This is a genomic window from Histidinibacterium aquaticum (assembly GCF_008710275.1).
Lineage (GTDB): Bacteria > Pseudomonadota > Alphaproteobacteria > Rhodobacterales > Rhodobacteraceae > Oceanicola > Oceanicola aquaticus.
In genome coordinates this window covers 101,558-114,181 of sequence record NZ_VYQE01000003.1, presented here as the reverse complement: position 1 = coordinate 114,181, position 12,624 = coordinate 101,558, and the positions used below count along the sequence as shown (strand labels likewise).

The window sequence follows — 12,624 nt, the reverse complement described above, 5'->3', positions numbered from 1 at the left end:
GTCGCCCCTGTCCGTCAGGGGCGGGCCGCGTGCCGCGGCCCGCCCGCTCGCCGGGATTACTCCCAGCCGCTCTTCACGATGGGATCGACCTCGCCCTCGCGCCCGGTGGAGGCGATGCCGCGGAAGACACCGTCCTGCCACTGACCGACGGTCCAGTAGGCCGGGTTGTTGTTGTTCTCGTCCCACTCGATGGGGCCGATCACCGTGTCGAAGGAGTTGTTGGCGATGTACTCGGCCACCGCCTCGCGGTCGATGGTGCCGGCGCCCTCGATGGCCTGCTGGTAGATCTGGAAGGTCGAGTAGACCATCGCCGAGGCCCAGCTGTCGGGCGCCTGGCCGGTGACCTCTTCATGCCGCGCGGCGTAGTCCTGGAACTCGGGGTCGTCGGCGTTCACGCCCCCGATGCCCATGACTCCGTTGGCCGATTCGCCGAAGCGCTCCTGGTAGGAGGGGAAGGCGGTGGCGACGGCGGTGTAGAAGACGCCCACGTCGAGGTTCTCGATGATCGCCTGCTCGGTCAGCGCGAAGGTGTCCGGCGGGTAGGAGAAGGCGACGAAGCTGTCGGGATTGGCGTCCGCCGCGCCCTGCATCACCGGCGAGAGGTCCTGGGTGCCCAGCGGGTAGGAGCTGTCGTAGACGATCTCGAAGCCGGCCTCCTCGAAGAGCGGGCGCGCCTCCTCGGCCAGCTCGATGCCGAAGGCGTCGGCCACGTTGACCATGGCGACGGTGTTGCCGATCTCGCCCGCCTCGCGCAGCTCGGTCATCACGTCGATCAGCCCGCCGACCATGCCGGAAGCGGCGCCGAGGGTGATGTAGAGGTTCGGGAACTGGGCGGAGAGGTCCTCGACGTTGCCGGTGTTGGCGGTGGAGGTCACCTGCGGGTAGCCGTAGCGGTCGTAGATCGGCGCGGCGGCGAGGTTGAGACCGGTGGAGTAGGGGGGCAGGATGAAGTCCGCCTCGTCCTGGGTCGCCAGGCGCTGCACGGCGGCGATGGTCTGCGCCGGGTTGGTCTGGTCGTCGTACTCCACGATCTCGACCATGTAGGACGTGTCGCCGACCTGCAGGCCGCCGGCCTCGTTCACGTCGTTGGCCCAGAGCTGGACGTTGGGCCAGTAGGTGACGGCCGCGCCGCCGGCGAGCGGGCCGGTCTTCGGGCCCACGGCGCCGATGGTCAGCGTCTCCTGCGCGAGCGCGCCGCCCGCGGCGAAGAGCGCGGCGAGCGCGGTTCCGGTGAGTAGTCTGGTCATGTCGTCTCCTCCCATGTTGACGATCAGGTTGGCTGTGCCGCGCCCTCCTCCGGCGCGGTGGTGGTCATGGCCTGGATCTCGGTGAATTCGCGGATCGCCTCGAGCCCGCCGAAGCGGCCGTAGCCCGAGGCCTTGACCCCGCCGAAGGGCAGGGCCGGATGGTCGTGGACGGTCGAGCGGTTGACGTGCCCGAGCCCGGTGTCGATGGCCGCGAGCATCGCCTCGGCGCGGGCGGTGTCGCGACTGAATACGGAGGCGACGAGCCCGAACTCGGTGTCGTTGGCGAGCGCCTGCGCCTCGTCGTCGTCGCCCACGCGGGTCACGCCGACGATGGGGCCGAAGGCCTCCTCGGCGTAGAGCCGCATGCCGGGCGCGACGCGGTCGATGACCGTGGGCTGCAGCATCGTGTCGAGCCCGCCGCCGCCGGTCACGAGGCGCGCGCCCCGGGCGATCGCGTCCTCGACCAGCGCCATGAGCCGGGCGGTCGCGCCGGGGCTCACGAGCGCGCCGAGGCGGCCGTTCTCCGGATGCTCGGCTTGCAGCCGCTCGGTCTCGGCGGCGAGCAGGTCGAGAAAGGCGTCGGCCACGCGGTCGTCGACGAGGATGCGCTCGGTCGACATGCAGACCTGGCCCTGGTTGGCGAAGGCCCCGTGGGCGGCGGCGCGGGCGGCCAGCGCGAGGTCGGCGTCGGCCCGGACGATCAGCGTGCCCTTGCCGGATAGCTCCAGCAGGCAGGGCTTGAGGTGGCGCGCCGCGGCCACGGCGATCTCGCGGCCCACGCGGGTCGAGCCGGTGAAATTCACCCGCCGCACCGCCGGATGGGCGATGAGGGCCGAGACGACCTCCTCGGCGTGGTCGGGGGCATTGGTGACGAAGTTGAGCGCCCCCTCGGGGAGGCCCGCGTCGATCAGCACCCGGGCGACCCATTCGTGGGTCATCGGGCAGAGCTCCGAGGCCTTCAGCACCACCGTATTGCCGCAGGCGAGAGGCGCCGCGACGGCGCGGGTGGCGAGCGTGACCGGCGCGTTCCAGGGCGCGATGGCGAGCACCACGCCGGCCGGCCTGCGGCGCAGGACGAAGCGCTCTCCCGGCGGCGCGCCCTCGAGGTCCTCGGTGCGGATATGGGCGGGCAGGGTCGCCGCCTGGCGCAGCATCTGCTCGGCGATGTCGATGTTGAAGCGGGTCCAGCTCTCGGCGGCGCCGGTCTCGTCGGCGGCGATGGCGACGGCCTCGGCGGCGCGGGCCCGCATGAGGCCCGCCGCCTCCGTCAGGATCTCGGCCCGGCGCTCGGGCGCGGTCTCGGACCAGCCGACGAAGGCGCGGGCGGCGGAGGCCGCGGCCCGTTCGGCCTCCGGCGCCCCGGCGGCGGCGGCACGGGTCACCACCGCGCCGGACCCCGGTCCGCGCCGCTCGAAGACGGGTGCACCTTCGGGCGCACCGGCTTCACCGCCGATGATGAGCTGCGACTGAAACATCCCCTCCTCCCGGATGCGGCCGATCGCACATGGCCGACCCACAGAATTCGCGCTGGCGGCCCCGGAGTAAACGCCGCATTGTGGGAAAGAGATATCATTTTGCGGGAATCTCGACGCTCATGCCCCATCGTCTCCTCTCGGTTCCGCCCGCCGCCGCCGATACGCCGGGCCAGATTCGCGGCAAGTGGCTGTCGGGCAGCCTGCGTCCCAGCATCGCCGGGCGGGCCGAGGCCCTGGCGGTGCGGTCCTACGCGGTGATGCTTCTGCAGTCGGGCGAGGCGCGGCTCGAGCGGGAGGACCGCGCGCTGGCGCTCCGGGGCCCGGTGCTGGCCTGGACGCCCTGGGGCCCGGAGGGCCGGATCGCCGCCGCACCCGGAGCGGTCGGGGGCTACCTGCTGCTCGGCGTGGACTGGGTGACGAGCGCCATAGGCCACGAGGCGGAATCGGCGGACCTGCGAGCGCTGGTGGAGCGCGAGACCGTCCTGCCGCTGGGGACCGAGCCCGACCTGGCCCGGCGGGCACGCGCCGCGGTGGAGGAGGTGCTGGAGGAGGGCGCCGGATCGGAAGCCGCCGCCCGCGCGGTGATCGAGGCGCACCTGCGGATCCTGCTGGTGCGGATCTGGCGCGCGGCGGGCCATGCCCCGGCGGACGGCCGCCCCCGCGGCCCGGCGGAACGGATCTATACCCGCTTCACCGCGCTGGTGGCGCAGCACTTCCGCGACCGCTGGACCGTCGAGCAATACGCCGCCGCGCTGGGCGTCTCGCGCGACAGGCTGGGCGACATCTGCCGCCGCTTCGGGGGGCGGCCGCCCAAGGCGAAGATCGACGACCGGCTCGAACTCGAGGCCCGGCTCTTCCTCGAGCAGTCGACCCACTCCGTGAAGCAGATCGCCGAACTGCTGGGCTTCCCCTCGGCCTCGCATCTCTCCCGGTTCTTCCAGCGGCATGCGGGGCAGGCGCCCGGGGCCTACCGCCGGGCCCTGGCCGCCCGCCCGGAGGGGCTGCGCGACGGCCCCGAGCTGCACGCCTGGCCCTGAGGCGGGCGGGAAAAAACCGCGGAGGGAATTGCACACCGGCCCGCGTGCGGTATCTCTTGCGCCGCAGACCGGGAGGACAACGATGCCTGACACCAAGACCGCCCTCGTCATTTCCGCCCATGCCGCCGACTTCGTCTGGCGCTGCGGAGGGGCGATCGCGCTGCACGCCGAGAAGGGCTACGACGTCACCGTCCTCTGCCTGTCCTTCGGCGAGCGCGGCGAGAGCGCGAAGCTCTGGAAGCAGGAGGGCATGACCCTCGACAAGGTGAAGGAGGTGCGCCACCAGGAGGCGCAGAACGCCGCCGACGCGCTGGGCGTGCACGAGCTCGTCTGCCTCGACATGGGGGACTACCCGCTCGACTTCAGCCGCGAGAACAAGATGCGGATCGTCGACGTGATCCGGAAGGTGCAGCCCGCCTTCATGCTGAGCCACTCGCAGTACGATCCCTACAACACCGACCACATGTACACGACGCAGGTGGCGCTGGAGACCCGGATGATCGCCCAGGCCTGGGGCCACAACCCGGGCGAGAAGGTGCTTGGCGCGCCGCAGCTCTACCTCTTCGAGCCGCACCAGACCGAGCAGATGGGCTGGAAGCCCGACACCTTCCTCGACATCACGCCAGTCTGGGAGAAGAAGCGCGCCGCGATCGAGTGCATGGAGGGGCAGCAGCACCTCTGGGACTACTACACCAACGTGGCCGAGAACCGCGGCAACCACTTCCGCCGGAACTCCGGCGGCCAGTCCGGCGGGCGCGACTGCCGCTACGCGGAGGGCTTCCAGTCGGTCTTCCCGCGGACCGTGGACGAGCTTTGAGACGAGGCCGCCGGGCGGCGGCACGCGGTTTGGCAACCGCGTGCGACGCCGCTTCGAAGCGGCGTGACCAAGGGTCTTCGAAGACCCTTGGCCGGCAAGGAGACGAAGGATGAACACCCCCACCAACCCGAGCTTCGACGTGGCCCACCTGGGGCACGTGGAGGTCTATACCGACCGCTTCGAGGAGAGCCTCGACTTCTTCACCCGGGTCTACGGCTTGAAGATTTCTGCCCAGGAGGGCGGCTCCGCCTATCTCCGGGCCTGGGATGATTACGAATTTCATACACTGAAGCTCACCGAGCACCATACGACCGGCGTCGGGCACATCGGCTACCGCTGCGCTTCGCCCGAGGCGCTGGAACGGCGCGTCGCGGCGATCGAGGCCTCCGACTTCGAGGGCCTGGGCTGGGTCGAGGGGGACCTCGGCCACGGTCGCGCCTACCGCGTGGCCGACCCCTTCGGCCACGTCTTCGAGCTCTACTGGGAGTCCCGCCGCTACGAGCCCGACGAGGACGACCGCCCGGCGCTCAAGAACATGGCGTCGAAGTTCACCGCGCAGGGCGCCTCTCCGCGCCGGATCGATCACCTCAACCTGCTGGCCGAGGACGTGGCCGAGTTCCGCCGCTTCATGGAGACCTGCCTCGGCAGCCGGGTGACCGAGCTGATCCAGCTCGACAGCGGCCGGATCGGCGGCTGCTGGTTCACCGTCAACAACAAGAGCTACGACCTCGCCTGCACCGAGGAGCACGGCAAGGGGCAGGGGCGCTTCCACCACGTGACCTACGCCACGGACCAGCGCGAGGACATCCTCAAGGCCGCCGACATCTTTCTCGAGAACGGCGTTCACATCGAGACCGGTCCGCACAAGCACGCGATCCAGGGGACCTTCTTCCTCTACGTCTGGGAGCCCGCGGGCAACCGCGTGGAGCTCGCCAACGCGGGTGCGCGCCTGATCACGGCGCCCGACTGGGAGCCGGTCGTCTGGACCGAAGCGGAGCGCAAGAAGGGCCAGGCCTGGGGTCTGAAGACCATCGAGACCTTCCATACCCACGGGACGCCGCCCGTGGAGGAGTGAGGAGAGAGGGGGCGCTGCCCCCTCTTGCGCGCCGGGGCGCGCAATTCACCCCCGGGATATTTGAACCCAGAAGAGGGAGGGTGCGGAATGGCCGTGGTCAGGACCGGGATCGAGAGGGCGGAGGCGGGCGTCATCGAGGCGCTGGGCCGCGCCGGCGTGGCGACGGTGCACGAGGCGGCGGGGCGCAGCGGCTGCCTCGCGCCGCACATGCGTCCCGTCTGGAAGGGCGCGCGCATCGCGGGCTCGGCGGTGACCATCTCGGCGCCCCCGGGGGACAACTGGATGCTGCACGTGGCCATCGAGCAGCTCGCCGAGGGGGACATCCTCGTCCTCGCGCCCACCTCGCCCTGCACCGACGGCTACTTCGGCGACCTGCTGGCGACCTCGGCCATGGCGCGCGGCTGCCGCGGGCTGGTGATCGAGGCGGGCGTCCGCGACGTGGCGGACCTCGAGGAGATGGGCTTTCCGGTCTGGTCGAAGGCGATCAGCGCGCAGGGCACGGTCAAGGAGACGCTGGGCTCGGTGAACGTGCCGATCGTCTGCGGCGGGCAGGCGATCGAGGCGGGCGACGTGATCGTGGCCGACGACGACGGGGTCTGCGTCGTGCGCCGCGCCGAGGCCGCCTCGGTGCTGGAGAAGGCCGAGGCGCGGCTCGCCAAGGAGGAGGAGAAGCGGCAGCGGCTGGCCTCGGGCGAGTTGGGGCTCGACCTTTACGACATGCGGGGGCGCCTCGCGGAGAAGGGCCTGCGCTATGAGTGAGGGCAGCATCCCCTGCCTCTGGATGCGCGGGGGGACCTCCAAGGGGGCCTATTTCCTGGCCTCGGACCTGCCGGAGGCGCGGGAGGCGCGGGACGACCTGCTGCTGCGGATCATGGGCTCGCCCGACCCGGCACAGATCGACGGGATCGGCGGGGCGGATCCGCTGACCTCCAAGGTGGCGGTGCTCTCGCCCGCGAGCCGGGAGGATGCCGACGTCGACTACCTCTTCCTGCAGGTCTTCGTCGACCGGGCGCTGGTCTCGGACGCGCAGAACTGCGGGAATATCCTTGCCGGCGTGGGCCCTGCGGCGATAGAGCGGGGGCTTGTCGCGGCGGCGGGCGAGGAGACGCCGGTGCGGATCCACATGGTGAACACCGGGGAGATCGCCACGGCCCGGATCGCCACGCCCGGCGGCCGGGTGAGCTACGAGGGGGAGGCCCGGATCGACGGCGTGCCCGGGCGGCACGCGCCGGTGCCGCTGATGTTCGACAGCGTGGCAGGCTCCATGTGCGGGGCGCTGCTGCCCACCGGTAACGCGGTGGACGAGATCGAGGGCGTGGACTGCACGCTCATCGACAACGGGATGCCCTGCGTGGTGATGCGCGCGGCGGACCTCGGGGTGGAGGGCACCGAGAGCCGGGAGGCTCTGGAGGGCGACGCCGCGCTCAAGGAGCGGGTCGAGGCGATCCGCCTCGCGGCGGGGCCGATGATGTCGCTGGGCGACGTCTCCGAGAAGACCGTGCCGAAGATGGTGCTGGTCTCGGAGCCGCGCGCGGGCGGCGTGCTCTCGACGCGCTCCTTCATCCCGCACCGGGTCCACGCGACCATCGGCGTCTTCGCCGCCGTGAGCGTCGCCACGGCGGCGACGCTGGAGGGATCGCCCGCGGCCTCGGTCGCGCGGTTGCCGGAGGGAGAGACCTTCGCCGTCGAGCATCCCACCGGCGCGGCGGAGGTCCTGCTGGAGCGCGATGCGGAGGGCCGGGTGGGCCGCGCGGGCACCTTGAGAACGGCGCGCAAGCTGATGGAGGGGCTGGTCTTTCCAGGCCCCGAGCGCGGCTAGCCCAGCACCCCCGGCAACCACAGCACCAGCGCGGGCACGGCCACGACGATGGCGGTGACCGCGAGATCCGACAGGAAGAAGGGCGTCACGCCGCGGAAGACCTGCAGGGTGGTGACGTGCTCTTCGGCGACGTTGCGGATGACGAAGACGTTGAGCCCGACGGGCGGCGTGATCATCCCGATCTCCAGCAGCTTCACCACCAGGACGCCGAACCAGACCAGGCTGAGGCCCTGTGCCTCGAGCACCGGGATGAAGACCGGGAGCGTGATGAGCAGCGCGCCGAAGGGCTCCATCACCATGCCGAGCACCAGGTAGATCAGCACGATGATCAGCATGAGCTGCAGGTAGCCCATGTCGGCGTCGGCCACGAAGGACGACAGGAAGTTCGAGAGGCCGGTAATCCCGAGGAAGCGGGTGAACATGGCCGCGCCGATGCCGATGATGAGCAGCGAGGCGGTGGTGGTCAGCGTCTCGAGCAGGGCGTCGCGCATGACCTTCACGCTCAGCCGGCGCACGAGGGCGGCGATGGCGATGGCGCCGGCGGCGCCCACGGCCCCGGCCTCGGTTGCGGTGAAGAGGCCCGAGAAGAGGCCGCCGAAGACCAGCAGGATCAGCAGCAGCACCGGCCAGACCCGCAGGAGCGCCTGCCGGACGGTGAGGTCCTCGTCCTCGATGGGGCGGCGCGGCACGAGGTCGGGGCGTGTCCAGGTGAGGACCAGCACGACGCAGGAATAGGCCACCGCGGAGAGCAGGCCGACGGAGACGCCGCCGAGGAAGACCTGGGTGATCGAGGTCTCGGCGAAGATGCCGTAGATGATCATCAGGATCGACGGCGGGATCAGAGCGCCGATGGTGCCGCCCGCGGCGATGGCGCCCGCGGCGATGGAGGGGGCGTAGCCCGCGCGGATCATCTCGGGGATCGCGATCCGGCCCATGGAGGCGGCGGTGGCGAGCGAGGAGCCGCAGACGGCGGCGAAGCCGGAGCAGGCGAAGACCGAGGAGATCGCGAGCGCGCCGGGGATCTTGCGCAGCACCGCCTTGGCGGCGTCGAAGAGGCCCGAGGTGAGGTCGGCGTGGAAGGCCACGAAGCCCATGAGCAGGAACATGGGCACCGCGCTCATGGTCCAGCTCGCGGTGAAGTCGTAGGGCGTGTTGGCGAGGATGCCGAGCGCGGGCGTCACGCCCAGCAGCCAGGCGGTGCCGCCGAAGGACACGCAGATCAGCGCGAGCGCCACGGGCAGGCGCAGGAAGAGCAGCAGGAAGAGGGCGGCAATGCCCCAGAAGCCGGTTTCGACGCTCATTTCGACCCAGTGAGGATGGCGGGAATTCGGACGAGGCACACGAGCGCCGCGAGGGTGAAGCCGATCGGCGGCAGGAAGTAGGTGGGCCAGACGGCCACGCGGTTGCCCAGCACGTCGACGAAGGAGCCGACCTCGTAGCTCTCGATCGCGGTGCCGAGGGTGACCCAGGCGATGGCGAGATAGACCAGCGCGGCGAGCAGCGAGACGAGGATGTCGTTGGCCTGGCCGATCCGTCCCGGCGTCAGGTACTCGGTCAGTTCGACCTTCACCATGGCGTTGTTCCGCTCGACCCAGCCCAGGGGCAGGAAGGCGATCAGCACCATGTAGTAGCGCGAGACGATGGCGTTCGTGGCCGGGATCGGCTGACCGAAGAGGTTGCGCGCGGCGACGTCGGCGGTGACGTGCACCAGCATCAGCAGCACGCCGAGGCTGCCGATCAGGGCCAGGCCCTGGGCGATCCGGGTGGCGACGCGGTCGAGCGCTCTCATCGGGGGAATCCGGTCAGGTCAGGAGGGCGGGACGGGGCCGGCGCGGGACTGCCGCGCCGGCCGCTTGGCTGGGATCAGCCGCCGTAGGTCGAGAAGTCGACGTCCGACCAGACCTCTTCCCAGACGCGCTCGGCCATGGCCGCTTCGTCGTGGTCGAGCTCCTCGGAGATCGCCGTCCACTTGTCGATCAGGCCGACGAACTCCTCGACCCGCTCGGAGGCGTCTTCCATGCCGAAGCGCTCCATGGAGACCTGCGCGGCGGTCTCGCGGTCGGCGATGCCGAACTCCTCGGAGGCGGTCACGAAGTCCTCGGGGGCCTCGGCCATGGTGATGCCGGCCTCGGTCGCGGCCTCTTCGGCGGCGGCGGGGAAGTCGTAGCCCCACTGCTGGGTGAAGTTGGCGTTTGCCAAGTTCGCGGCGCGCGCCAGCACCTCACGCTCCTCGGGGGACATGTCCTGCCAGGTCCCGAGGGCCGTCGTGAAGTTCGAGGTCGAGAAGTAGGTCCCGAGCGGCACCGCGGTCACCTGCTCGGCCAGCTCGACGAGGCGGAACGACAGCAGGTCGCCGATCGAGGCGATGGTTCCGTCGATGGTGCCCTGGCTCATGGCCTCGAAGGTCTCGCCCACGCCGATGGCGACGGGCGTCGCGCCGAAGTTCTCGGCCCAGCGGGAGAAGGGCGCGCCGCCCGAGCGCAGGCGCAGGCCCGCCACGTCGTCCATCGACTCGACCGGCTGGTTGGTGATGAGGACGTAAGGATCCGACGAGCCGGAGCCCAGGAAGACCATGCCGAAGTCGTTCATCTCCTGCTGGCAGGCCTCGCAGGACACGATGTACTCGGTCAGCGCCGCGCCCATGGCGTGCGGGTCGGTGCCCGAGAGCGAGAGCTCGCCGGCGAGGGCGAGGTTGGGCAGCTCGGCCGGGAAGTAGAGCGGCAGCAGGTTGCCCACGTCCACAAGGCCGGTCTGCAGGGCGTCCTTCATCTGGCCGAGGCTCACGACCTCCGGGCCGAGGAAGGTGGCCGTGAGATCCGCCTCGTCCTGCGCCTCGAGGTTCTCCACGAGGCCGTTGTAGAGGTGCGAAGTGGCCGGGTGCGGCGGCGGTGCGCCGGAGGCCACGCGCAGGTCGCGCGCGTCGGCGGTGCCCGCCGCGATGGCGATGGCCGAGGCCATTGCGAGTGTCGTGCCGAGTTTCATGATCTCTCCTCCCTGGTTTTGATCATGGTGGGTCAGATGCGCAGGAGCTTCCGCGCATTCTCTTTCAGGATCAGCGGACGGACTTCCTCCTTCATCGGGAGTTCCTCGAAGTCGGCCAGCCACATGTCGGGCGTGATCGCGGGCCAGTCCGATCCGAAGAGCATCTTATGCTTCAGGATCGTATTGGCGTAGTGCACGAAAATCTGCGGAAAATACTTCGGCCGCCAGCCCGACATGTCGATGTAAACGTTGGGCTTGTGCTGGGCGACCATCAGCCCTTCTTCCGTCCAGGGGAAGGACGGGTGGGCCAGGATGATCGGCATGTCCGGGAAATCCACGGCGACATCGTCGACGTGGACCGGGTTGGAGTACTTCAGCCGCATCCCCATGCCGCCGCGCATGCCCGAACCGACGCCGGTCTGCCCGGTATGGAAGAGCGCGACGCAGCCCTCCTCGGCCAGCACCTCGTAGAGCGGGTAGGCCATGCGGTCGTTCGGGTAGAAGCCCATGAGCGTGGGGTGGAACTTGAAGCCCTTGATCCCGAAGTCGTTGATCAGCCGACGGGCCTCTCGCGCGCCGGCCTTGCCCTTGGCCGGGTCGATCGAGGCGAAGGGGATCAGGATGTCGTCGTTCTCGGCGGCGATCTGCGCCACCTCCTCGTTGGAGTAGCGGCGGAAACCGGTCTCGCGCTCGCTGTCGACGGGGAAGATCACCGCGCCGATCTTGCGCTCGCGGAAGTACTCCGCGGTCTGCGGGACGGTGGGCAGCATCCCCTCGGCGCCAGCGGGATTCTTGAAGTACTTGGCCATCGCCGCCTGGAACTCGTTGTAGCCGTCGTCACGGTGATGGCTGCAGGGTTCCTCGGCGTGGGTGTGGATGTCGATGGCGATCAGGTCGTCTACGTTCACGGGCGCACCTCCGGGTCCGGTAGCGCGAGGTATTTGCGCAGGAGCCGCTTCAGCGTGGCCTCCTCCGCGCGGGTCAGTGTGGCGGGCCGGCGGGCCTCGTGCTCGAGGAAGACCGGCATCACGGCGTCGAGCCGGGCGCGGCCGGCCTCGGTCAGGCGGAGCTCGAGCGCGCGGCGGTCGTCTTCGGGGGCGCGGCGCGAGACGATGCCGTCCCGCTCCATCCCGGCCATCATCTTGGCCATGTGGGCGCGCTTGACCCGCAGGGTGCGGGCGACGATGCCCTGGCGGATGCCGGGGTTCTGTCCGATGAGGACGAGGACCGAGATCTCGCCGGGCCGCAGGCCGACCTCTTCCATGTCGCGGAAGAAGGCGCCGAAGGACTGAAGCTGCGAAAGCCGCAGGAGCAGGCCCAGGCTGTCGAGCAGCGGGCCCATCTCGACGGACTCCTGGTCCCGGACGGCGACGTCCTCATCCATTCCGGGGCGCCTCCACCTTGCCGGCGCGCTTCTCGAGGAAGGCGCGGAGACGCTCCTCGGCCTCGGGCGTGGCGCTGGTGAGAGCCGACATGATCGACTCGACGAAGAGCCCGTCCTCCGAGGACATGTCCTGGATGCGAGGCAGGGCGTTGAGGATCGCGTAGTTCGACATCTCGGCATTCTCGGCGGTCTTCGCCGCGATCTCCATGGCCTTTTCGAGACCCTGTCCCTCGGGCACGACGTAGGAGACGCCGCCCCAGCGCTCCATCTCCGGAGCGCCCACGGTCCGGCCGGTGAGCATCATGTCCCCCATCCGGGCCGCACCGATGAGCCGCGCGATGCGGACGGAGCCGCCGCCGCCCACGAAGATGCCGCGGGTGCCCTCGGGCATCCCGAAGAAGGCGCTCTCCTCGGCCACGCGGATGTGGCTCGCCGCGGCGAGTTCGAAGCCGCCGCCGACCACGGCGCCGTGCAGGGCGGTGATGAAGGGAATCGAGCCGCGCTCGAACCGGTCGAAGATCCGGTGCCACTGGCGCGAGCCCTTCACCGCGTCGATCAGCGGCTTCTCGACGTGTTCGGCAAGGTCGAGCCCGGCGCAGAAGTGCTTGCCGTGGCCGTGGATGACCGCCGCGCGGGCCTCGCCCTCGGCGCGTTCCGCCGCCGCCGAGAGCGCGTTCACCACGCGGTCGCTGACCGCGTTGCGCTTCTCGGGCCGGTTGAGCCCGATGACGGCGATCGATCCGCGCAGCTCGTAGGTGACGAGATCTTCGCTCGCGGCTCCGTCCATG

General features: G+C 70.3%; 13 protein-coding genes. 5 read left to right on the top strand and 8 right to left on the bottom strand.

The window, feature by feature from the left end; genetic code table 11:
* Nucleotides 1-56 precede the first annotated feature (56 nt).
* Together F3S47_RS10100 and F3S47_RS10095 are read right to left on the bottom strand one after the other, a co-directional pair.
* The gene (locus F3S47_RS10100) at nucleotides 57-1,247 is read right to left on the bottom strand and encodes an amino acid ABC transporter substrate-binding protein (RefSeq protein WP_150445150.1); all 1,191 of its coding nucleotides are present in this window, start codon (nucleotides 1,245-1,247) and stop codon (nucleotides 57-59) included.
* Nucleotides 1,248-1,270: 23 nt separating this feature from the next.
* Nucleotides 1,271-2,722 carry an aldehyde dehydrogenase family protein gene (locus F3S47_RS10095; RefSeq protein WP_150445149.1) on the bottom strand — a complete coding sequence of 484 codons (1,452 nt, stop codon included), beginning with the start codon at nucleotides 2,720-2,722 and terminating at the stop codon, nucleotides 1,271-1,273.
* 119 nt (nucleotides 2,723-2,841) lie between these two features.
* On the opposite strand from F3S47_RS10095, the gene F3S47_RS10090 reads away from it, so the two are divergent.
* The 5 genes from F3S47_RS10090 (at nucleotide 2,842) to F3S47_RS10070 (ending at nucleotide 7,470) form a co-directional block, all read left to right on the top strand.
* Nucleotides 2,842-3,759: a helix-turn-helix transcriptional regulator gene (locus tag F3S47_RS10090; protein ID WP_150445148.1), complete on the top strand. Its 918-nt coding sequence runs from the start codon at nucleotides 2,842-2,844 to the stop codon at nucleotides 3,757-3,759.
* Between the two features lie 82 nt (nucleotides 3,760-3,841).
* On the top strand, nucleotides 3,842-4,576 hold the full coding sequence (locus F3S47_RS10085; protein WP_150445147.1) for a PIG-L deacetylase family protein: 735 nt from the start codon (nucleotides 3,842-3,844) through the stop codon (nucleotides 4,574-4,576).
* Nucleotides 4,577-4,685: 109 nt separating this feature from the next.
* On the top strand, nucleotides 4,686-5,651 hold the full coding sequence (locus F3S47_RS10080; protein WP_150445146.1) for a VOC family protein: 966 nt from the start codon (nucleotides 4,686-4,688) through the stop codon (nucleotides 5,649-5,651).
* Nucleotides 5,652-5,738: 87 nt separating this feature from the next.
* On the top strand, nucleotides 5,739-6,410 hold the full coding sequence (locus F3S47_RS10075) for a 4-carboxy-4-hydroxy-2-oxoadipate aldolase/oxaloacetate decarboxylase (RefSeq protein WP_150445145.1): 672 nt from the start codon (nucleotides 5,739-5,741) through the stop codon (nucleotides 6,408-6,410).
* Nucleotides 6,403-7,470 carry a 4-oxalomesaconate tautomerase gene (locus F3S47_RS10070; RefSeq protein ID WP_150445144.1) on the top strand — a complete coding sequence of 356 codons (1,068 nt, stop codon included), beginning with the start codon at nucleotides 6,403-6,405 and terminating at the stop codon, nucleotides 7,468-7,470. The genes F3S47_RS10075 and F3S47_RS10070 overlap by 8 nt, the downstream gene beginning before the upstream one ends.
* Here F3S47_RS10070 and F3S47_RS10065 read toward each other — a convergent pair.
* The 6 genes from F3S47_RS10065 to F3S47_RS10040 form a co-directional block, all read right to left on the bottom strand.
* Entirely contained in the window at nucleotides 7,467-8,771 is a 1,305-nt protein-coding gene (locus tag F3S47_RS10065) for a TRAP transporter large permease (RefSeq protein WP_150445143.1), read from the bottom strand. The genes F3S47_RS10070 and F3S47_RS10065 overlap by 4 nt on opposite strands.
* Nucleotides 8,768-9,259, bottom strand: coding sequence for a TRAP transporter small permease (locus tag F3S47_RS10060; RefSeq protein WP_150445142.1), 492 nt, complete (start codon nucleotides 9,257-9,259; stop codon nucleotides 8,768-8,770). Before F3S47_RS10060 ends, F3S47_RS10065 begins: the two co-directional genes overlap by 4 nt.
* 74 nt (nucleotides 9,260-9,333) lie before the next feature.
* A complete protein-coding gene (dctP, locus tag F3S47_RS10055; protein ID WP_150445141.1) occupies nucleotides 9,334-10,452 on the bottom strand; it encodes a TRAP transporter substrate-binding protein DctP in 1,119 nt (372 codons plus the stop codon).
* Nucleotides 10,453-10,484: 32 nt separating this feature from the next.
* Nucleotides 10,485-11,360, bottom strand: a complete 876-nt coding sequence (locus F3S47_RS10050) for an amidohydrolase family protein (protein WP_150445140.1) — start codon at nucleotides 11,358-11,360, stop codon at nucleotides 10,485-10,487.
* Nucleotides 11,357-11,836: a MarR family winged helix-turn-helix transcriptional regulator gene (locus tag F3S47_RS10045; RefSeq protein ID WP_150445139.1), complete on the bottom strand. Its 480-nt coding sequence runs from the start codon at nucleotides 11,834-11,836 to the stop codon at nucleotides 11,357-11,359. The genes F3S47_RS10050 and F3S47_RS10045 overlap by 4 nt, the downstream gene beginning before the upstream one ends.
* Complete coding sequence (locus F3S47_RS10040; RefSeq protein WP_150445138.1) at nucleotides 11,829-12,623, bottom strand: crotonase/enoyl-CoA hydratase family protein; 795 nt, start codon at nucleotides 12,621-12,623, stop codon at nucleotides 11,829-11,831. The genes F3S47_RS10045 and F3S47_RS10040 overlap by 8 nt, the downstream gene beginning before the upstream one ends.
* Nucleotide 12,624 lies beyond the last annotated feature (1 nt).

What these genes read in the sequence shown, in the direction of transcription:
- F3S47_RS10060 (WP_150445142.1), bottom strand. Translation starts at nt 9,259, where the DNA reads ATGAGAGCGCTCGACCGCGTCGCCACCCGGATCGCCCAGGGCCTGGCC.
- F3S47_RS10085 (WP_150445147.1), top strand. Translation starts at nt 3,842, where the DNA reads ATGCCTGACACCAAGACCGCCCTCGTCATTTCCGCCCATGCCGCCGAC.
- F3S47_RS10100 (WP_150445150.1), bottom strand. Translation starts at nt 1,247, where the DNA reads ATGACCAGACTACTCACCGGAACCGCGCTCGCCGCGCTCTTCGCCGCG.
- F3S47_RS10070 (WP_150445144.1), top strand. Translation starts at nt 6,403, where the DNA reads ATGAGTGAGGGCAGCATCCCCTGCCTCTGGATGCGCGGGGGGACCTCC.
- F3S47_RS10095 (WP_150445149.1), bottom strand. Translation starts at nt 2,722, where the DNA reads ATGTTTCAGTCGCAGCTCATCATCGGCGGTGAAGCCGGTGCGCCCGAA.
- F3S47_RS10080 (WP_150445146.1), top strand. Translation starts at nt 4,686, where the DNA reads ATGAACACCCCCACCAACCCGAGCTTCGACGTGGCCCACCTGGGGCAC.
- dctP (WP_150445141.1), bottom strand. Translation starts at nt 10,452, where the DNA reads ATGAAACTCGGCACGACACTCGCAATGGCCTCGGCCATCGCCATCGCG.
- F3S47_RS10090 (WP_150445148.1), top strand. Translation starts at nt 2,842, where the DNA reads ATGCCCCATCGTCTCCTCTCGGTTCCGCCCGCCGCCGCCGATACGCCG.
- F3S47_RS10040 (WP_150445138.1), bottom strand. Translation starts at nt 12,623, where the DNA reads ATGGACGGAGCCGCGAGCGAAGATCTCGTCACCTACGAGCTGCGCGGA.
- F3S47_RS10045 (WP_150445139.1), bottom strand. Translation starts at nt 11,836, where the DNA reads ATGGATGAGGACGTCGCCGTCCGGGACCAGGAGTCCGTCGAGATGGGC.
- F3S47_RS10075 (WP_150445145.1), top strand. Translation starts at nt 5,739, where the DNA reads ATGGCCGTGGTCAGGACCGGGATCGAGAGGGCGGAGGCGGGCGTCATC.
- F3S47_RS10065 (WP_150445143.1), bottom strand. Translation starts at nt 8,771, where the DNA reads ATGAGCGTCGAAACCGGCTTCTGGGGCATTGCCGCCCTCTTCCTGCTG.